At 72.2% G+C, this 19,868-nt stretch carries 18 protein-coding genes; 10 read left to right on the forward strand and 8 right to left on the reverse strand.

Annotated features, from left to right (window positions below; all coding sequences use genetic code 11):
- Positions 1-43 precede the first annotated feature (43 nt).
- Positions 44-820: an ABC transporter permease gene (locus ABT023_RS17625; RefSeq protein ID WP_350886619.1), complete on the reverse strand. Its 777-nt coding sequence runs from the start codon at positions 818-820 to the stop codon at positions 44-46.
- Positions 817-1,764, reverse strand: coding sequence for an ABC transporter ATP-binding protein (locus ABT023_RS17630; protein WP_350886621.1), 948 nt, complete (start codon positions 1,762-1,764; stop codon positions 817-819). Before ABT023_RS17630 ends, ABT023_RS17625 begins: the two co-directional genes overlap by 4 nt.
- Positions 1,765-1,978: 214 nt before the next feature.
- Here ABT023_RS17630 and ABT023_RS17635 point away from each other — a divergent pair, with 214 nt between their 5' ends.
- The 3 genes from ABT023_RS17635 to ABT023_RS17645 all read left to right on the forward strand — a co-directional run bounded on the left by ABT023_RS17635 (position 1,979) and on the right by ABT023_RS17645 (position 4,016).
- On the forward strand, positions 1,979-2,842 hold the full coding sequence (locus ABT023_RS17635) for a hypothetical protein (RefSeq protein WP_350886624.1): 864 nt from the start codon (positions 1,979-1,981) through the stop codon (positions 2,840-2,842).
- A gap of 299 nt (positions 2,843-3,141) precedes the next feature.
- Positions 3,142-3,756 carry a superoxide dismutase gene (locus ABT023_RS17640; RefSeq protein WP_350886627.1) on the forward strand — a complete coding sequence of 205 codons (615 nt, stop codon included), beginning with the start codon at positions 3,142-3,144 and terminating at the stop codon, positions 3,754-3,756.
- 5 nt (positions 3,757-3,761) lie between these two features.
- Positions 3,762-4,016, forward strand: coding sequence for a superoxide dismutase (locus ABT023_RS17645; RefSeq protein WP_350886630.1), 255 nt, complete (start codon positions 3,762-3,764; stop codon positions 4,014-4,016).
- 287 nt (positions 4,017-4,303) lie between these two features.
- Here ABT023_RS17645 and ABT023_RS17650 read toward each other — a convergent pair whose 3' ends face one another.
- The 3 genes from ABT023_RS17650 to ABT023_RS17660 form a co-directional block, all read right to left on the reverse strand.
- Entirely contained in the window at positions 4,304-6,007 is a 1,704-nt protein-coding gene (locus tag ABT023_RS17650; protein ID WP_350886633.1) for a tetratricopeptide repeat protein, read from the reverse strand.
- Positions 6,008-6,321: 314 nt separating this feature from the next.
- Positions 6,322-6,501, reverse strand: coding sequence for a hypothetical protein (locus tag ABT023_RS17655; RefSeq protein ID WP_350886635.1), 180 nt, complete (start codon positions 6,499-6,501; stop codon positions 6,322-6,324).
- A 523-nt stretch (positions 6,502-7,024) separates the two neighbouring features.
- Entirely contained in the window at positions 7,025-7,585 is a 561-nt protein-coding gene (locus tag ABT023_RS17660) for a winged helix-turn-helix domain-containing protein (RefSeq protein WP_350886639.1), read from the reverse strand.
- A gap of 395 nt (positions 7,586-7,980) precedes the next feature.
- Here ABT023_RS17660 and ABT023_RS17665 point away from each other — a divergent pair, with 395 nt between their 5' ends.
- A complete protein-coding gene (locus ABT023_RS17665) occupies positions 7,981-12,261 on the forward strand; it encodes a S8 family serine peptidase (RefSeq protein ID WP_350886642.1) in 4,281 nt (1,426 codons plus the stop codon).
- Positions 12,262-12,351: 90 nt separating this feature from the next.
- On the opposite strand, the gene ABT023_RS17670 is transcribed toward ABT023_RS17665, so the two are convergent.
- On the reverse strand, positions 12,352-12,867 hold the full coding sequence (locus tag ABT023_RS17670) for a winged helix-turn-helix domain-containing protein (protein WP_350886645.1): 516 nt from the start codon (positions 12,865-12,867) through the stop codon (positions 12,352-12,354).
- A 494-nt stretch (positions 12,868-13,361) separates the two neighbouring features.
- Between ABT023_RS17670 and ABT023_RS17675 the strand changes: the two genes are divergently transcribed.
- The 6 genes from ABT023_RS17675 to ABT023_RS17700 all read left to right on the forward strand — a co-directional run bounded on the left by ABT023_RS17675 (position 13,362) and on the right by ABT023_RS17700 (position 18,226).
- On the forward strand, positions 13,362-13,946 hold the full coding sequence (locus tag ABT023_RS17675) for a pyridoxamine 5'-phosphate oxidase family protein (RefSeq protein ID WP_350886648.1): 585 nt from the start codon (positions 13,362-13,364) through the stop codon (positions 13,944-13,946).
- Between the two features lie 361 nt (positions 13,947-14,307).
- Entirely contained in the window at positions 14,308-15,504 is a 1,197-nt protein-coding gene (locus tag ABT023_RS17680; RefSeq protein ID WP_350886651.1) for a PucR family transcriptional regulator, read from the forward strand.
- 145 nt (positions 15,505-15,649) lie between these two features.
- Entirely contained in the window at positions 15,650-15,853 is a 204-nt protein-coding gene (locus tag ABT023_RS17685; RefSeq protein ID WP_350886654.1) for a hypothetical protein, read from the forward strand.
- 278 nt (positions 15,854-16,131) lie between these two features.
- Positions 16,132-16,413, forward strand: coding sequence for a cation:proton antiporter regulatory subunit (locus ABT023_RS17690; RefSeq protein ID WP_350886657.1), 282 nt, complete (start codon positions 16,132-16,134; stop codon positions 16,411-16,413).
- A 92-nt stretch (positions 16,414-16,505) separates the two neighbouring features.
- Positions 16,506-16,790 carry a TraR/DksA family transcriptional regulator gene (locus ABT023_RS17695; RefSeq protein ID WP_350886659.1) on the forward strand — a complete coding sequence of 95 codons (285 nt, stop codon included), beginning with the start codon at positions 16,506-16,508 and terminating at the stop codon, positions 16,788-16,790.
- Between the two features lie 152 nt (positions 16,791-16,942).
- Positions 16,943-18,226 carry an NAD(P)/FAD-dependent oxidoreductase gene (locus ABT023_RS17700; protein WP_350886662.1) on the forward strand — a complete coding sequence of 428 codons (1,284 nt, stop codon included), beginning with the start codon at positions 16,943-16,945 and terminating at the stop codon, positions 18,224-18,226.
- 90 nt (positions 18,227-18,316) lie between these two features.
- Here the strand turns inward: ABT023_RS17700 and ABT023_RS17705 are convergent, their stop codons facing one another.
- Both ABT023_RS17705 and ABT023_RS17710 read right to left on the reverse strand, forming a co-directional pair.
- A complete protein-coding gene (locus ABT023_RS17705) occupies positions 18,317-18,991 on the reverse strand; it encodes a B3/B4 domain-containing protein (protein WP_350886665.1) in 675 nt (224 codons plus the stop codon).
- 16 nt (positions 18,992-19,007) lie between these two features.
- Positions 19,008-19,616 (reverse strand): LysE family translocator, encoded by a 609-nt coding sequence (locus tag ABT023_RS17710; RefSeq protein ID WP_350886668.1) that lies wholly within the window; start codon positions 19,614-19,616, stop codon positions 19,008-19,010.
- Between the last annotated feature and the right edge of the window lie 252 nt (positions 19,617-19,868).

The raw sequence follows: 19,868 nt of genomic DNA on the forward strand, positions 1-19,868 counted from the left end.
CATCCGGTACCCCACGAAGAAGCTCGGAAAGAAGAAGGACTGTTCATGCGTGGCCCACGTGTGCGGTCTCGCGACTCTGATCGATGATCCGGTTGATGAGCAGGGCCCCGGCGACCAGCGCTGCCGCGCCGAGACCGACCGTCATGGCGATCCAGGCCGGCCATGCCTCCGGCAGGTCCCCACTCATCGAGCCGCGCAGCAGATCGGCGCTCCAGGACAGGAAGATGACCCGGCTGATCGGTTCCAGCCAGCCCGGCAGGAGCGCGACCGGCACCAGGACCCCGCCGAGAATGTAGAACGGGTAGGTGAGCGCGTTCTGGAACACGTGCAGCGCGCGTGACTTGATGAACACGGCGGCGAGCAGGGTTGCGGTGCCGGCCATCGCGAAGCAGGTGGCCAGGATGGCCAGGACGAACACGCCAGGTCGTTCGAGTGGTACGTCGGCTCCGAATCCGACGACTGCCACCAACCACGATTCGAAGAAGGTCAGCGCGCCGGCCAGGATGACGACTCCGATCCGCCCGAACACCACGAGACTCACCGGAGTCAGCGAGGCGACCAGCAGCTCCATCCGCCCGGCCCACCGCTCCTCCTCGATGATCGAGGCGGCCAGGTCCAGCGACATCAGCCAGAGCCCGATCAAACCGGGCGCGAGTACGCCGTTCACCAGCGTCCCCGACCGCTGGCCGCTCACGACAAGGGACAGGAAAATGACGCTGAACAGCGGCGAGGTCAGCAGGATCATCAGGTGCCCCGGGCTGCGCCGGGTGATGGCGAGCTGCAACCGGAAGGCCGCGGCGATGACACGTAGCGCGTTCACACCGACATCGCTCTCGTGCCGATCAGTCGCAGGTACACGTCCTCGAGCGTGGGCTCGCTCCGGCGCGCCGACAGCACACCCCGCTCGATCAGCCACATCAGCAGCCGTGCCACATCCGCGGGGTCCCTCAGCAGTGCCCGGTGGCCGCCGTCACGTGGTTCGACGCTCTCCACGAACGCCAACTCCGGCACCTGGGCCAGCACCGCCGGGTCGTCGCAGGTGAAGTCGACGCATTCGCGGGCATCCAGGTACCGGCCGATGTGTCTGGTCGGTTCATCGAGCACGAGCCGGCCGCGGTCGATGAGGGTGACCCGGTCACAGAGGGCCTCGGCCTCGGCCATGTCGTGCGTCGTGAGAAAAACGGTACGCCCTTCCTGCCGCAGTTCCCGCACGAGTGCGCGGAAATCACGGGCGGCGACCGGATCCATACCGGTGGTCGGCTCGTCGAGGAACAGAATCCGGGGCCCGTGTATCAGCCCACGAGCAAGGTGCAGTCGCTGTTTCATACCGCGGGAGAATGTCTCCACGGGTTCATCCGCCCGGTCGGCGAGCCCCATCCGCTCAAGCAGTTCGGAGCAGCGAGTCCGGGCGGTACGGCGGTCCAGCCGATAAAGCGCGGCCCAGAAGGCTAGATTCTGTCGCGCGCTGATCCGGGGATACAGCCCCCGCTCTCCACCGAATACGACACCGACGTTCTCCCGGACCGTCTGCGGATCGGTGACCAGGTCTTTCCCGAGCACCCTCGCGGTACCGGAGGTGGGCAGGAGGACGGTGGAGAGGATCTTGACAAGTGTGGTCTTACCTGCTCCGTTCGGCCCCAGCAGGCCGAGGACCTCGCTGTCATCGACAGTCAGCGTGACGCCACCAAGAGCGACGGTCTCCTCGGCCTTGCGCCGTGTTCGGTACGTGCGGACCAACTCGCGGATTTCAACAACCGCTGGCATCCAGATTCCTTTGTCGCGTTACTGGTCTGTCCGGCGCTCGCCGCGTGGGCACCCGCCGTCCTGACAGTCGGCCCGGTTGGCTTGGCCAATATAGACGGCGGCGCGGGGGTTGGGAAGTCGCTGATACTGTCGTCCCGACTTCTGCATCGGGAGTTACTCAGCGCAATTCTTGCGATACTGAAACCGCTGTTGGCGGCGCGGGAGGGCGGAACGCGTGAACAATCCAATGTGGCATACGCTCAGGGTCGGTACCGGCAGCGAGATCGTGCTCGTGGTCGACTTCAGTGCCGACGCCGGCCGCGAGGCCGCCGGGTTCAGCGATCTGGTCCCGCTGCTTCCCGACCGTTACACGGTCCAGGCGCCGCGCCGCACCACCTGGACCGACGACGCCGACGGCGCGGTCGACCCGAGCGCCCGGCTTCAGGAGTGGCTCTCGACGGCCGACCTGTTCGGGCCGGAGGTGGTGGCCGTGCTCGGGTACTGCGCCGGATGCCGGCTCTCCGTCGCGTTCGCCGACCGGATCGCCGGCCCGATCCCGCCCGAGGTGGTCCTCTTCGACCCGTTGCCGGTGGTGCCGCAGTCGCTCTGGCAGGAGTACGCGAAAGCCGTCACGCAGCTGGCGCCGGGTCTCGGGGAGGACGTCGTCGACCAGGCCACCGAGCGCGCCCGGGCCCGGGCCGATGCCGCCACCAGCGTCGAGGAGCTGGCCCGGTGGCTCGGCGAGTCCTACGCCGAACTCGCGCCGCGCGGCTGCGAGGAACTGGGCGTCGACGTGGAGTTCGCCGAACAGCTGATCAGCCGGCTGACCGGGTACCTCCGGTATTTGGCAATCGCGGCGGCCGCGCCGCTGTCGTCGGGCCGCGCACCGGCGCTCGTGCTGCGATCGCACGAGCCCGTACCGCCCGCGTTGCTGGAACATGCCGACGCGCGGCAGCTGGAACGCGTCGACGCCCGACAGCTCGACACGCCACGGGTCGAGCTGCTCCGCAACCAGGAGGCGGCCGACCTGGTGACGCGGCTGTTGGCCGGCCGCAGCCGCGACGCGACCGGGTTCCCGCCCGCCCATTCGTCGCGGTGACGGACGCGGGGCCTGTCGTCCGCGAGGCGTGACGCAGCACCCTGTCCGGCGGGCGACGACAGGGGCGTTCCCTCCTGGCCTCGCCCGCTTTCCGTGTCGGGTGCCGCACCGGCTGTGAGGAGCAGCCGCACGAACTCGGCCACGTCACCCCCGAGGCCGACACGCTGGCGAGTCTTATTGCCAAATCTTGGCAACTACGCAATCCTGGCATCAGTGGCGGCTGGTTCGGCCCGATGGTCCATGCCTTCGTTCGAGCCCCGTCCGTACCTGACCTACGGCTGCGATGCGAGGAGTTGCTGGTGGGCGCCTACACCCTGCCCGACATGCCCTACGACTACGGCGCGCTGGAACCGGCGATGTCGGGGGAGATCCTGGAGCTGCACCACAGCAAGCACCACGCCGCGTACGTCAAGGGCAGCAACGACGCCCTCGAACAGCTCGCCGCGGCCCGTGACAAGGGCGACTTCGGCAGTCTCGTCGGCCTGGAGAAGACGTTCGCGTTCAACCTCTCCGGGCACGTACTGCACTCGATCTTCTGGAACAACCTCTCCCCGGACGGCGGCGACCGCCCCGACGGCGACCTGGCCGCGGCGATCGACGAGCACTTCGGCTCGTTCGAGGGCTTCTCCGGCCAACTGTCTGCCGCGACCAAGGGAGTGCAGGGCTCCGGCTGGGGCGTCCTCGCCTGGGAGCCCCTGGGGCAGAGGCTGATCGTCGAACAGGTCTACGACCACCACGGCAACGTCGGGCAGGGCACCACCCCTCTGCTGGTCTTCGACGCCTGGGAACACGCCTACTACCTGCAGTACCGCAACGTACGCCCCGACTACGTCGACCGGCTGTGGAACATCGTCGACTGGGCCGACGTCACCGCCCGCTTCGACGCCGCCCGCGCCGCAGCACCGAGGCCCTGACCGGCGTGACCGGCCCCGTCCCGGACGCGGCGGAACTGGTCCAACGCGCCGCCGGGGTCGTCGCGGCCACCCGCCGCGGCGACCCTGCCGGCGCCGAGGAACTGCTCTCGGTGTTTCCCACCGAGCAGGCCCGCACCCTCGGGTTCTACCTCCTGGCCGACCTCGCCCTCAGCCTGGTCCGCGCGCACAGCGGCCAGACCATGGACGAGCTGGTCCGGGAGCTGTCGCTGCTCGTGGCCGAGCGCGCGCAGGCGCCATGACGGTGGCCGAACCCGGGGCCGGGGCGGACCCCGGCAGGGACCCCCGCCGGGAGGGTGGCTGAGACAAGGACGCTCACTTCGCCGAAAGCGGTCATGGACGGACGGCATGACGGCGGGGGTCGGCGCCGTGCGGCCGTGGAGCAACTGGGTGCGGTCCGTCAGAACGTCATGGACACACCCTCCCGGAGCCCGCCGCGCGCAGCAAGCGCTTTGCGGGCGGGTGCGCCGCCCGGGTGGTTGCGCCCGGTGGTGCCGCGGTAGTGACCGTCAACCCGCTCTGCTCGCCGTCATCCGGCCATCGCGCGACGGCAGCGGTCGAGTTCCGCGCGCAGGTCGCGCCGAAGCGCCCGGTCCAGGCCGGGCTGGGCGAGCGCCTGGGTGAAGTCCTGGGCGGCCTCGTCCCACCGCCGCAGCCGCATCAGCGCCGTGCCCCGGTTGTAGCGGGGCACCGGCGCGGCCGACAGCGCCACGGCCCGGTCCAGATCGGCCACGGCGGCGGCCACGTCGCCGCGTTCGAACCGGACGGCGGCACGGTTCGTCCACGCCTCGACCAGCTCCGGATCCCCGGCCAGGGCCCGGGTGAGCAGCTCGTCGGCCTCGGCGAGGCCGCCGCGCTCCGAACGGATCAAACCGAGGGTGCACAGCAGCGCCGGCTCCTGCGGGACCAGCGCCAGGCCGGCCCGCGCGCCCGCCTCGGCCGCGTCGAGCGCGCCGCGCTCCAGGTGCAGGTTGACCAGGGCGATCCGGGCGTCGAGGTGCCCGGGGTCGATGGCGAGCACCCGGTCCAGGTCCGCATGCGCCCGCTCGGTGCGGCCCCGCTCCTGTTGGAGCACGGCCCGGTTGTAGTACGCCTCGGGCAGGTGCGGTCCCAGGCGGATCGCGGTGTCGTAGTCCCTGATCGCGGCCGAGGCCCGCCCCGCCGCGCGGTGCAGGGCGGCCCGGTCCACGTAGTACTCGCAGTTGCCGGGATCGTGGGCAATCACGGTGTCGAGATCGGCCAGCGCCTGCGCCGGATCGCCGAGGGCCAGGTGCACCTGCGCCCGGTTGTGGCGCAGCCGGGCCAGGTCCTGCGGGCGTTCGCCGGGGCCCAGCGCCGCCGTCAGCCTGGCCAACCCGTCGTCGATCAGCCGCAGCGCGCGGGCGGGCTCGCCCGCCCTGCTGTCCAGCAGCGCCAGGCCCTGCTCGTAGAAGACGGTGGACAGCATCCGCTGCCGCGGGTCGTCCAGGCCGGCGGCGAGGTGGACCGCCCGCTCCAGCCACTGCCGCGCCTGCGCCGGGTCCTGGTCGGCCGCCGGCAGGTGCCGGGCGTACAGCATGGCGGTGGCGTACGCGGCCGACATGGTGATCTTCGGGTCGTCGGTGGCGGCGCGCGCCTCCCGGTAGAGGTCGAGCGCCTCGGTGGCCTCGCCCAGCGCCGCCAGGGCGGTGGCCAGGCCGGTGGTGAACGCCCACCAGTGCGGCAGGTCGCCGTCCGGGGTCACCGTGGCGCGCCCGCGCCGTGCCACCCGGGCCGCGTGGTGGTAGAAGCCGCGGGCCAGGCCCTCGCCGAGGGCCGTGCGGGTCGCCTCCGGCGTCGGGTCGGCCGCGGCCGGTTCACGGTCGCCGCCGTCGCGCAGGTCCAGGCGTACCGGGGACGACCCGAGCCGGCGGGCCAGGGCGTCCAGCAGTTCGCGGGTGGTCTCGTCGGCGCCGGCGACGTGGTCGAACCGGACCGTGACCGGGCGTCGGAGCTTGCCCGCCCAGGCAGCCACGAACTCCGTCGCGCCGTAGGCCAGGCAGGCGGTGCGCCGGGCGGGATGGAACCGGATCGGCTCCTCCTCGGCGGCCGGGCGTGCCGCGTGGTCGAGCCGGGGCGCGATGGAGTGCAGCTCGACCTCGTGGCGGGACGCCAGGCGGGGCTGTTCGGCGGCGATCCGGCCGAGGAAGTCCGCGACCCCGGCGTACGGCCCGTAGGCGCGGTGGCAGTCGTAGCCGCCCGGATCGCCGGTCACGGCCGGGCCCGTCGCCGCAGTGGCGGGCGCCCGAGGGCGCCCGCCGTGCCGGGTACTACCAGCACCACTCGATCCAGAGCCGACGGGCACCGGACACCAGGCGCAGCGCGCTCGTGCGGCGGACAGTCATCTTCTTCATGGGGAACCTCCACTATGAGTCGCTTCAGGACTGAGGCAGAGCGTAAACCCGATCAAGAGGAATATGAAGAGCGCTCGCGACTGTTCTGGGGTAGCCCGTCCGAGGAACCGCCAGGTGGGGTGCGCGGTGCGTAGCCGCTGACGATGGTCGGTGCCGACCTGGTCGGCCGGCGCGGTCAGGGCCGCTGCTCGTCGTCGCCCACCGTCTCGATCTCACCGTCGTGCTGGTAGCGCACGGCCAGGTGCTCGTCCGGCTGCTTCGCCTCCGCGAGGGTGTGGTGCGGGTCGCCGTCGGGGGAGAAGAGGACACGGTCGGTCTTGGCGCTCTTCTCCTGCTCTTCCTCCGGCTCGGTCATCAGTCGCCTCCCGTTGCTCAGTCTCCGGCCCCGTGACCGGGGCGTGCCCACCGACAACGCTACGACGCCGCGCTCGCCCACAGGCACGATCGGCGACTCTCGCGGGACATGGCTCGGCCCCGGCGGCTCGGGGGCGGCCTGCCGCGCCGGCTTCCCCTGGTTCGCAGCCGAGCGGGCCGGCATCTCCCTGCGTACCCGGCGGCGAGCATGCGGTCGGCCGGGTCGATGTTGCGGGACGGTCCGGGTCTGGGCGTGGACCAGGCCCGCGCGGTGATGGCCCGTACGGTGGCCGCCCTGCTGGCCGATCCGGCGGGCCGCTGACGGAGGCCGGTGCGGTTCCCGTGCTCCCGGGGTGGGCCCAGCCGGTCGTGGTCACCCCGAGCCCGGCCCTGGGTGACCACGGGCCTCGGGGCGTGATCCGGCCGATGCCGGTGTCCGGTCGGCGAGGTGGTCGCGCAGCCGCGACGGGGCGCCCGCCCGTCGGGCTGTCACGGGCGGCTGGCCCACGGCTGCCGGGCGAGGGTCAGCCGTCGGCGCCGCTGACCCTCGGCCGTCGGTGATCGGTCACCCGGAGCCCGACACCGCGCACCGCGACGATGGTGACGCCGGTGCCGAGCTCGCCGAGCTTGCGCCGCAACCGCTTCACCAGGGACTGCACGTCCGCCGTGCGCTGGCGTCCCTCGGCCCGCCAGACCGACCGGTGCAGCTCGGCGTAGCTCCAGACCCGGACCGGCTCGCTGATCAGGCAGGCCAGCAGGTCGTGTTCGAGCCGGGTGAGGGGGACCTCGCGGTCCCGGCAGCGGGCGGTGAGCCGGGCCGGGTCGATCCGCAGGGTGTCGTCCGGAGCCGCCTGCGCGGCGGCGGGGGGCTGCGCAGGCACCGCCCCGGGCTGTGGGTGTGCGCTCGCGATCAGCCTGCGCAGCTCGTCAAGGTCGGCCACCAGCAGCAGCGGCGCGATGCCGTCGAGGTGCTCGGCGAGCCGGATCCGTTCGGCCGGTGACGGTGTCACCGCGATCACCAGGGGGAACGGGCTGCCGGTCTCGTCGAACCCGGCAGGCACCGTGCTGTCGTCGTCCTCGGTCACCGCACCCACCCGGAAGCGTTGGGCAGTTTCTGCCCGACTTGGTCATGGCCGTGACAGTAATTGTCAAACCCGCCGCCAGGCGGGCAACTCCTAGCGACAAGTTGCTCACGTGCCGTGCTTGATCGTTCATCTTTTTCGATCATAGTGTCCACACAGGCAGCCGGCGTGACCCGCACGGCGCCTGGGGCCTGGGGGGTTCGTTCATTCCGGTGTGATCCAGACAGGAGATGGGTCTTTGCACCCTTCGCCATGGCTTGATTAACCGCGGGTCGTTTCTGGAGGAGACAGCACCGATGCTGAGACGTCCACACGGGACGCGCCTGTTCAGGCGCTTGGCGAGCGCAGGCGCGGCGATTGCCCTCGCCGCAGCAGGTTTGGCGACAACCGGTTCCGGCGTGCAGGCCGCACCGGCGGACAAGATCCGACCCGACCTGATGAACCAGCTCCAGGCGAAGAGCGAGAGCGACTTCTGGATCCGCTTCACCGACCGGGCCGACCTGAGCAAGGCCAGCGCGATCAAGGACTGGACCGAGCGGGGCGCGGCGGTCGCCGACGCGCTGCGCAAGACCGCCGTCGACAGCCAGACCAAGGTCCGCTCCGAGCTCGACGGATCAGGTGCCAAGTACCAGTCCTTCTGGGCGACCAACGCCATCAAGGTCAGCAGCGGCTCCCTGGCCATGGCCCAGAACTTCGCCCAGCACGCCGAGGTCGAGGGCATCTACGCCTCGACGGCCTACGAGGTGCCCAAGGTCACCAAGGACGCCGACGCGAAGGCGACGAACGCCCTCGAGTGGGGCATCGCCAACATCAACGCTGACGACGTCTGGTCCGAGTACGGCGTCACCGGCGCGGGCATCACGGTGGCGAACATCGACACCGGGGTGCAGTACAACCACCCGGCGTTGGTGGGCGCCTACCGCGGCAACAACGGCGACGGCACCTTCGACCACAACTACAACTGGTTCGACGCCGCCGGCGAGTGCGCCACCGCGCCCTGCGACAGCGACGGCCACGGCACGCACACCATGGGCACGATGGCCGGCGCCGCCGGCGCCAACCAGATCGGTGTCGCGCCCGGGGTCAAGTGGATCGCGGCGAACGGCTGCTGCCCGAGCGACGCCGCGCTGGTCACCTCCGGCCAGTGGATGCTGGAGCCCACCGACCTCGACGGCGAGAACCCGGACGCCAGCAAGCGGCCCAACATCATCAACAACTCGTGGGGCACCACGCTGCCCTCCAACGACCCGTTCATGGAAGATGTGACGCTGGCCTGGACCGCGTCGGGCATCTTCGGGACCTGGTCCAACGGCAACAAGGGCCCGGCCTGCCAGACCAGTGGCTCACCGGGCAGCCGGACCAGCAACTACTCGACCGGCGCGTACGACGTCAACAACAACATCGCCAGCTTCTCCTCCCGCGGGAGCGGGCAGGACGGCGGGATCAAGCCCAACATCTCGGCGCCCGGCGTCAACATCCGCTCCAGCCTTCCGGGCAGCAGCTACGGCAGCTACAGCGGCACCTCGATGGCCGCGCCGCACCTCGCGGGTGCGGTCGCGCTGCTGTGGTCGGCGGCACCCGCGCTGGCCGGTGACGTCACCGCGACGCGCGCCCTGCTGGACAACTCGGCGATCGACAAGGCCGACACCCAGTGCGGCGGCACCGCGGACGACAACAACGTGTACGGCGAGGGCCGGCTCGACGCGCTCGCGCTGCTCGACGCCGCCCCCATCGGCGAAACCGGCACCCTGGCCGGCAAGGTCACCGACGCGGACACCGGCAACCCGCTGCCGGGCGCCACGGTGGCCCTCACCGGCCCGGCGACCCGCGAGCTGACCACCGGGACCGACGGCACGTACTCGACCCTGCTCCCGGTCGGCGACTACCAGGCCGCCGTGACCGCCTTCGGCTACGCGCGCAAGACGGTGTCGGCGACGGTCGCCAAGAACGTGACCACGACGATCGACGTCGCCCTGACCGCCGTGCCGAGTGTGACGCTCAGCGGCTCGGTGACCGACGGCTCCGGCCACGGCTGGCCGCTGTACGCCAAGGTCAGCGTCGTGGGTCTGTCGGCGTCCGACTACACCACGCCCGCCAACGGCCGGTACAGCTTCAAGCTCCCCGCCGGCGCGACGTACCAGGTCAAGGTCGAGCCGCAGTACGCGGGCTACCAGACCGTGACCAAGGATGTCGTGGTCGGCTCGGGCAACGCCGTCCACAACGTCGCGGTGCCCGTCGACCCCACCGCCTGCGCCACGGCGCCCGGCTACAAGTACGGCTCCGACGGCGTGTACGAGACCTTCGACGGCAACCGCGTGCCGACCGACTGGTCGGTGGTGGACAACGCCGGCACCGGTCAGGTGTGGGACTTCACCGACGCCGGCGACCGGGGCAACCTCACCGGCGGCTCCGGCAACTTCGCGATCATCGACAGTGACAACTACGCAGCCGGTGGCCGGCAGGACACCTCGCTGGTCAGCCCGGTCGTCGACCTCACCGACGTCGCGACCCCGGTGATCCGGTTCAACCAGGACTACAACTGGCTGAACTCCGACCGCGCGGACGTCGACCTCAGCCTCGACGGCGGTGCGACCTGGGCCAACGTGCTCCGGCAGGCGGCGGACTTCCGCGGCCCCCGGGTGACCCAGGTGCCGATCCCGCAGGCTGCGGGCAAGTCGGAGGTCAAGGTCCGGTTCCACTACTACGAGGCCTCCTACGAGTGGTGGTGGCAGGTCGACAACGTGCTGATCGGTAGCGCCGTCACCTGCAAGCCGACCAACGGCGGCCTGGTGCTCGGGCACGTGCGCGACAAGAACGACAACGGCTACGTCAACGGCGCCACCGTCACCAGCGGCGACAAGCCGACGGAGACGGCCACCACCGTGGCCACCCCCGACGACACCAAGCTGGCGGACGGCTTCTTCTGGCTGTTCTCGTCGCAGACCGGCGAGCACCCGTTCACCGCGAAGGCCAGCAACTACGTCAGCGAGACCAAGCCGGTCGACGTCCAGACCGACTGGGCCACGCCCGTCACCTTCCAGCTTGCTGCCGGCCGGTTGTCGGTGCAGCCGGCGGCGGTCACCGCCACGGTCCGGATGCCCAGCGGCAAGGCCACCAAGACCGTCACGGTGACCAACACCGGCGGCGCCCCCGTCAACGTCAAGTTCAGCGAGCGGGACGACGGTTTCGAGCTGTTGCGGGCCGACGGGTCCCGGCTGACCAAGCAGCAGATCCTGGGCTCCGTCGGCGCGCCTCCGCAGCGGCTCACCGCCGCCACGTCGTTCGCCGCTCGGGCGTCGGACAAGGCGAGCACGGCCACCTCCGCCCCGGTCGGCCCGCAGGCCGAGCCCTGGACGGACATCGCCGACCACCCGACGAACGTGATGGACAACCGGGTGGTCAACCTGGACGGCAAGGTGTACTCGATCGCCGGCGGCAACGGCTCGGCGTCGAGCGCGAAGAACTACGTCTACGACCCGATCGCGCAGAGCTGGAAGCCGATCGCCGACCTCCCCGGCGCGCGTAACGCCGTGACGGCGGGCGTCGTGGACGGGAAGATCCTCGTGACCGGCGGTTGGGGGGCCTCCGGCCCCGACGCCGCGACCTGGTCGTACGACCCGGCGGCCAACACCTGGACCAAGAAGGCGAACAACCCCGCGCCGCGGTCCGCCGCCGGCCAGGCGGTCGCCGACGGCAAGCTGTACGCCATCGGCGGGTGCACCACGGCGAGCTGCACGCCGATGTCGAACGACGTCGTCCGGTACGACCCGGGCAGCGACAGCTGGGAGGCGCTGCCCGACTACCCGAAGGCGGTGGCCTTCCTGTCCTGTGGCGCGATCGGCGGCATCGTCTACTGCGCCGGTGGCAACGACGGAACGGCGGCGCAGAAGGCCGGCTACGCCTTCGACCCGGGCACCAACGCCTGGACCGCGATCGCCGACGCGCCGGTCGACAACTGGGCCAGCTCGTTCGCCGTCGCCAACGGCAAGCTCCTGGTCGTCGGCGGTTCGCAGGGCGGTGCCATCACCAACGCCGGCTTCGCCTACGACCCGACCGCCAACTCGTGGTCGAACCTGCCCAACGCCAACACCGCCCGGTACCGCGGCGGCGCGGCGTGCGGCTTCTACAAGGTCGGCGGCTCGTCCGGTGGCTTCACGGCCACGGCGGACAGCGAGGCCCTTCCCGGTTTCGAGGAGTGTGCCGAGGCTTCCGCGGACGTCAGCTGGCTGACGATCGACAAGACGGCGGCCACCCTGGCGCCGGGCGAGAAGGTCACGCTCACCGTCGGGATCGCGGCCACCGTGGACCAGCCGGGCACCTACTCGGCGTCGATCCTGATCAAGGAGGACACCCCCTACACGGTGCAGCCGGTGTCGGTGAAGATGACCGCGCAGCAGCCGACCACCTGGGGCAAGCTGATGGGTACGGTCACCGGGACGAGCTGCCAGGGTGCCAGCGCGCCGATCGCCGGCGCGTTGGTCCAGGTCGACTCGTGGGCGACGTCGTTGACCTTCACCACCGACGCCGAGGGCCGGTACGCCTACTGGCTGGACAAGCGGAACAACCCGCTGACCATGATCGTCGCCAAGGACAACTGGAAGCCGCAGACCCGGCAGACGAAGATCACTACCGCCACGCCCACCGTGGAGAACTTCGCCCTGTCCCCGGTCCGCTGCTGACAACTGACCGCTGACGAACAGATCCGGCCCGCCTGGTCACCCGACCGGGCGGGCCGGACCCGTCCAGGGGATGGCGATCCGGTCTCGCGGTCAGGACGCCGCGAGGCGGAAGCCGACCCCACGCACCGTGTGGATCGTCGCCGAAGCGCCCAGTCGGACCAGCTTCCGCCGTACCCTGCGCACCACCGAGTGCAGGTCGGAGCCCCGTCCCAGGTGCTCGGTGCCCCAGACCTCACGGTGCAGCCGCTGGTAGCTCCAGATGTGGCCGGGAGTGCCGACCAGGCAGCGCAGAAAGTCGTGCTCCAGCGGGGTCAGGTCGACCTCGCGGCCCCGCCAGCACAGCACCCGGCGGTCCGAGTCGATGCTCAGCTCCGGCGTCGGCGTACCACCGACGGCCACCCGCTCGGCCGGTTCGGTCCGCTCGGTCGGTGCGGACGCCACCGGCTCCGCGGCGTCGGGCCGGCGGGCCACCCCGAGGAACCGCCGGGCCTGGTCGACGCTCGACACGATCAGGAACGCCTCGGTGCCGCCGAACAACTGCGCGAGTTGCCGGCGATGCGCCGGTGCGGAGGCGATGCCGATGACCAGGGACGCGATCCCGCTCAACCTTCGCCCTTCCCCATTCACCGCTCGCGCGATGGTGTCTTCCTGACGCCGCTCGATCGCCCGGTGGTGGCGGTGTGGTGGAAACGGGGGCAAAGCCGGTCGGCGCGCCAACGGTCCGCAGTGGACCGGTGACGCCGTGATCGCTTCCCGAGCATCGGTATAGTAATGCACGTCTATGCAGTCGGCAACGCCCCGCGCCGGTTGCCCCGAAATGCCCCGGCGGGCGCGGAGCGACGGCATCGATGCGGATGGCTGACCTGTCGGCGCTTGCCGGCACGGGCGTCTCTGCTCGGCTGCGGCAATCGCTTCCGCCGGCTACGGCTGGGGCCCCTGCAACCGTAATGGCAATCAGCCGTATAGACGTGGGCGCAGCGCGCTGCAGATACTTGCCATGTAGTGATCAGGCTACATCCGGTGACGTGGAAGACCGCGGCCGCCAGGGTGAGCACCATGACGGAGCGGGTGCCGGCATCCGCTCGCAGGAAGGGACAGCCGTGGACTACGCGGACATCGTGCACCTGGTGAACACCGACCCGGTGGCACAGACCCTGTTGGAGTCGCCGGTCGCGATGCGGCTCGGGTACGTGGGGCTGGACGGCCACCCGCGCACGGTGCCGGTCGCCTACCTGTGGAACGGCAAGGCGTTCGTCTTCGCCAGCCCCACGACCGCGTACAAGGTCAAGGCGATCGCGGCACACCCGCAGGTGTCCTTCAGCGTCGACACGTACTCGGCCGAGGTGCGCAGGAAGGTGGCGGCGAGGCTCGGGGCGGAGCCGGTCGCCGACTACACGCCCGTCGTCATGCTGGTGCGCGGCACGGCGTCGATCGAGCTTCGGCCGGGGGTCCCGGACGAGCACGTCGAGGCATCCTGGCGGATGTTCGCGGACAAGAGCCTGGCGCCGGGGTGGGAAAGCCAGAAGCGCGCGCACACGACGGACATGGTGGTGGTCACGATCGTCCCGACCCACATCACGCTGTGCGACTTCGTGACGCGCTTCCCGCCGCCGGTCGAGATCAACGCCCCCGCCCACAACCCCGCCCACGGAGGGGCCGGCAGCTCGCCGCTTCCCGTCGACTGACCAGGGTGCTGAGCGCCACGGGTTCCGCCCCCGACGGCGCAGGGCTGACGCTCCGGCGACGGGAGACCCACGGCCCGGGCGCTGCGCGTCGAGCACCGCGCGGACGCGGGGACCGCGCCGCGGTCCTCTGGCCGAGACAACCCCGGCAGAGGCACCGCGGCCGGGGCTAGACTGCCGGTGCACGGCAATGAAGCGCCGGGCACGTCCGGGCGGTCTCGCCCACCGGGCCGACCGTGGTCGTCCGGGACCGCAGGCGGCGCTGCCGCCGGGAACGCGGCGGGCCTGTGGCGGTCACGCGTGAGGGCGAGGCGGAGTGGCGGACAACGTTCGGCCGACCGGCCGGCGCCCCGAGGCTGCCGCCGTGCCCGAGGACCGTTGGCTGGCCGAGGTGGCGGCGGGCGCGAGCCGCGATGCCGGCGGGGTTGACGTGCAACTGCTGGGGGAGTATCTGCCGATGCTGGCCGACGCGGCGGTGCACGGACGCCGTCCGCGGCGCGCGGAACTGGACGGGGTGGAGGCGCTCGGCAGGCGGGCCGCGGAACAGGGCATATCGGCGGGGCGGGTGGTGCAGCTGTACCTGTCGGCGGCCCGCCGGCTGTGGCACGACCTGCCGGCCGTGGCGCGTGCGCGCGACTGCGAGGCGGTGCGGGTCGCGGCGACGGCGGTGTTGCAGGTGGTCGACGACGCGGTGGCGACCCTGGCCGAGGGCTACGCGGTGGCGCGGCGCGACCTGGTGCGCCGCGAGGAGACGCTGCGGCGCGAACTCGTCGACGACCTGCTGCGCGGTGATTCCGACCTGGGCGCGCTGGTCGAACGGGCCGAGCCGTTCGGTCTGGACCTGGCCCGGGCGCACCGGGTGGCCCTGGCCGCGCCGAGCAGCCGGCTGCCCGACGCCGATGCGGCGATCAGCGCGCTGGAAGCGGTGATCTTCGACCGGCTCGGCGACCGCGACGTGCTCGTGGCCACCAAGGAGGGCCTGCTGGTCGTCATCGCGCCGGCCGACGCGACCACCGGGCAACGGGTGGCGCCGTCTCCCGAGCCGAGCGGCGAGTTGGGACGGCTGATGCACCGGGAACTCACCCGGCTGCCGCGCGGGGACGCGTGGCGGATCGCGGTGGGCCGGGCCCATCCCGGGCTGTACGGCATCGCCCGCTCGTACGAGGAGGCGCGCGAGGCGTTGTCGATGGCGGGACGGTTGCAGGTGACCGCCCCGGTGGTCGACGCCCATGACCTGCTGGTGTACCGGGTGCTGCTACGCGATCAGCCGGCGATCGTCGATCTGGTGCAGGCCGTGCTCGGTCCGCTGGTGGACGCCCGGGGCGGCGCCCAGCCGCTGCTGGACACCCTGCGGGAGTACTTCGACACCGGGGCGGTGGCCACCGAGTCGGCCAAGCGCCTGCACGTGTCGGTACGCACCGTCACCTACCGGCTCGATCGCGTCCGGCGGCTGACCGGCTACCACCCCGCCGACCCGGCCCACCGGTTCACCCTGCAGGCGGCCGTGCTCGGCGCGAAGGCCCTCAACTGGCCGGCGCGACCCCTGCCGACCTCCGGCTGAACGTCGCCGACCCGCCGGCCGGCGCTGCACCGGGATCCCGGCCCGGAGTTCGGGTCGCCTGACGGGCTGCGGCGGACACGAAGCGGCTCCCGCCAGCGCAAACGGCGATCGGGTACGGCCCGAGGGGGTGGGCTATAGTCGCCGCATGCACGCCGGGCACGCCTACGTCGGCGTCGGCGAGCGTAGACCGCTGTCGACGCTGTTCGTGCTGGCCGTGCTCGTGGTCGTCCTCTGCGCGGCACTGGCGGTGGGCCTGTGCATCGTCTTTCGACTGGGCCGCCGTGCCGTGCCCGGCTGTGTGCCGGCCTGGTCCGCCGACCGCGCCCCGCCGCAGCTCGCCGTCGCCTGACACCTGCTCGCCGCGCACCGACCGCGACCGGGCCGATCGTCGTCCGGGCCGGCGACGTCGACGGCCCGCGTCGACACCTGCCCGCGCGGCGCTGCCGGTTGCTCGCGTCCTGCCGGCCCGTTGACCTGTCGGACCTCGGCGGCCCTCCGGCCCGAAGTCCTCAGCCACTCATCGGTCTCGGCACGTCAGCCGGGTGTTCAGCGCGACCGTCGGCGAGCCCCGCGTGGCCGCCCGGCGGACCGACGCCTCACCCGTCACACCTTCTGCGGAGCTGCCCCATGGAGTTCGAACGCACCCCACTGCCCGGTATCGGCCTGCGCCACTGCTTCACCACGGAGCGCGGGCGCCGGGTCGGTGTCGTCACCCACCACGCCGGCGGCCGTCGCGACCTGGTACACGACGACGGCATGGACCCCGACAGCGCCTGCAGCCTGACCCTGACCCGCGCCGAGGCGATCGCGCTCGCCGGGTTGCTCGGCATCCTGGACATCGTCGATGTGGCCGCCGGCCCGGCTCGGAGGGGCGCCGACCACGAACCGCCGACCGGACCCGGATCGTGACCGCCGTTCCGCGTGCTCCCCGCCGGCCGCGAGAGGAGAACGGGACGCGGAGGCGTCCGGTCAGTCGACAGGGCGAGCTCGACGTGCTGCGGATGGTGCTGGAGGAACAGTACGCGCGACACCACACGCAACTCGCCCTGCTCGCCCGGCAGGGCGACCGGCCCGACCACCCGGCCGCCGGCACGGACACCGCCTCTGCGGTGACGGCCGCGTCGCGTCGCGCGCTCGACGACCTCGCCCGCGCCCTGCGCCACCTGGAGCAGGGCCGGTACGGCACCTGCCGACGATGCCGGGCCGACATTCCCATCGAGTGCCTGGCCCACCGGCCCGCCGCGAGGTTCTGCCCGCGCTGCGACGCCGCGTCCACTCGCCGTTGAGCCGGCCGGCGCTGCCGGCCCAGATTGCCGGGCGTCGGCAAGGCGGCAGGCCCAGGTTGACCGGCGGCGGCTCTGGCCGGAGCGGGTGGCGCCGGACATGGTTGGCCCATCTGCGACGCGGGCGTGTGCCCGCCCCAGGGAAGGAGCAGGCAATGTCACCGGAACCCGATCAGCAGCACGCGCCGGCGTTCGTGACCGACGCACCGCGTGACGTCGCGGTCGTCGGGGCCGGGATGGTCGGTTTGTCCACCGCCTGGTTCCTGCAGGAGGCGGGCGTGCGCGTCACGGTGTACGAGCGGGACCACGTGGGTGCCGGGGCCTCCTGGGGCAATGCCGGTTGGTTGACGCCGGGGTTGACCGCGCCGCTGCCGGAGCCCGCGGTGCTGCGGTACGGGCTGCGGGCGGTGCTCAGTCCCCGGTCGCCGGTCTACCTGCCGCTGCGTGCCGACCGTGGCCTGTTGCGGTTCCTCACCTCTTTCGTGGCGCACAGCACGGCGCGGCGGTGGCGGCGGGGGATGGCCGCCTACGTGCCGCTCAACGAGCGGGCGCTGGAGGCGTTCGACGTGTTGGCCGCGGGCGGGGTGGCCGCGCAGACGTACCGGGCGAGCAGCTTTCTGGCCTGCTTCGCCGGGGAACGCGACGCGGGGGGCCTGCTGGCCGAGCTGGAGCAGATCCGCGACGCCGGTCAGGAGGTCAGCTTCCACCCGGTCACCGGCTGGCGGGCCCGCGCCCTGGAGCCGGCGCTGACCGACCGGGTGGGTGTCGCGATCCAGATCTACGGTCAGCGCTACCTGGACCCGCCCGAGTTCGTGCGCTCCCTCGCCGAGGCGGTGCGGGAGCGCGGCGGTGAGATCGTCGAAGGCGTCGAGGTGGCTGACCTGCGGCCCCGGGCCGGTGGCGTCTCGGTGCTCTCCGGCGCCGGCGAGAGACAGCACGACGTCGTGGTCGTCGCCACCGGCGCGCTGCTCGGGGGGTTGGCCACCCGCTTCGGCGTGCGGCAGCCGGTGCAGGCGGGCCGCGGCTACAGCTTCAGCGTGCCCGTCCGGCAGATGCCGCGCGGCCCGCTCTACTTCCCGAAGCAACGGGTGGCGTGCACGCCGCTGGGCGATCGGCTGAGGGTGGCCGGGATGATGGAGTTCCGTCGTCCCGGTGACCCCCTCGACCCGCGGCGGATCACCGCCATCGTCGACGCCGTCCGCCCGTTCCTGACGGGCGTGGACCTCGACGACCGGCGCGACGAGTGGGTCGGCTCCCGGCCCTGCACGCCCGACGGGTTGCCGTTGGCCGGGGTCACCGCCTCCCCCCGGGTGTTCGTCGCCGGCGGCCACGGCATGTGGGGCATCGCGCTCGGCCCCATCACCGGACAGCTGATGGCCCAGACCGTGCTCAAGGGGGAGGTGCCGCCGGAGCTGGCGCCGTTCGACCCGCTGCGCTGAGCACGCCGCCCACGCCCGTACCCGGGCCACCTACCCCGGGTACGGGCGTGCGTGGTGCTCTCCGGCAGCCCCGCCGCCCCCGGTCGACGGTCACCCGGTCGGGAGCAGCGCCGCACGACCCCGCACCGACCAGGCGTCGGCGAGCTCCACCACCAGGGTGTCCAGCAGGCTGGGCACGTCCGTCCCGGCGCGGGCGTGCACCCCCTCGACCACGATCAGCACCGACCGGCTGGTGGCCCGGATCGCCGACCAGCCGCTCTGCCGGCTCGTCCAGCGCCGGGAGTGCGCCCGGCCCGCGTCGTCCGCGAAGATCACCTCTCCGGGCTCGGGGTGCTCGGGTTCGCGGGCGAGGGTCAGGTACTCCTCGTCGCCCCGGGCGGGCCGTACCGCGAGGTCTCCGTCGATCCGCTCGACGTCCAGGACCGCGATCGGGATGGCGTACGCCAGTGAGACCGCGTTGCACAGGTCGACCAGCGGGTGCAGCCGGGGCAGGGCGCCGTCGCGGCGGAACCGGCGCAGCAGCGACTCCGCGGCGCACCGGTAGCGGGTCGGCGGCAGCCCCATCCGGGCGAAGACCCGCCGCCACGCCTGGATCTCGGGGAAGCCGGCCTCGGTGCCGCCGGCCAACCGGGCCCGGGCCGTCGCCAGGTGCCGGGCCACCGCCGTGGTCACGTCGGCGTCCGCGTCGACCCCGTCGACCGTGATCGTCCCGGCCACCAACTCCGGGTACGCCGACCGGATCTGCGGCGCGTGCTCGAAACGCATGACACTCCTTGACGAATCAGCGGGTGAGCGCCAGCGCGGCACCCATGGCGAGGAACGAGCCGGCGAACCCGCGCCGCAGCCAGGTGCTCACCCAGGGCCGGCCGAGCACGTGGTCGCGCACCGTGCCGGCGAGGACGCCGTAACCGGCGTACACGACGAGGGTGAGCACCATGAGCACCGATCCGAGGCCGAGCATCCGGACGAGCCGGTGCGGGTCGTCGGCACCGACGAACTGGGGCAGGAACGCGACGAGGAAGATCGTCAGCTTCGGGTTGAGCAGGTTCGTCAGCACCGCGCCGGTGACCACCTGCCGGGCCGACGGCGCGGGTCGCGTCGCGTCCGGGTCCGCCGCGCCGCGGTCCCGCAGCGTCGTCCATCCGAGCCAGACCAGGTACGCCGCGCCGGCGTACCGCAGGGCCTGGAAGGCCGGCGCGGCGGTGTGCAGGAGCGCGGCCACGGCGACCAGCGCGACGGCCAGGTGCGGTACGACGCCGAGGGTGCAGCCGACCGCGGCGACCAGCCCGGCGCGGCGTCCCCAGCCCATCCCGGTGGCCACGGTGTACAACACCCCGGCGCCCGGGGTGACCACCACGACGAGGGCGGCGATCAGGAAAGCGATGGTCACGACAGTCCTTCCGGTGAGTTGTCCGCGGCCCTGGTCCGGGCCGCAGGCTGTCGTCACCACCACTCTGCTGTCATGATGGCCCGATGGGCAGGGCCAAAGAACCATCGCCGCAGAGGTCCATAACTGCCGGGTCGGACTTCCTGCACCTCGACATCGCCGACGCCCCACCCGGCGGCCGGGCCGACTGGCTCTCGGCCCAGCTCCGGCAGGCCATCGCCGGCGGGCGGCTCCCCGTCGGCGGGCGGCTGCCGG

The sequence above is a fragment of the Micromonospora sp. NPDC002296 genome (assembly GCF_040296145.1).
In the GTDB taxonomy this organism is placed as follows: Bacteria; Actinomycetota; Actinomycetes; order Mycobacteriales; family Micromonosporaceae; genus Micromonospora.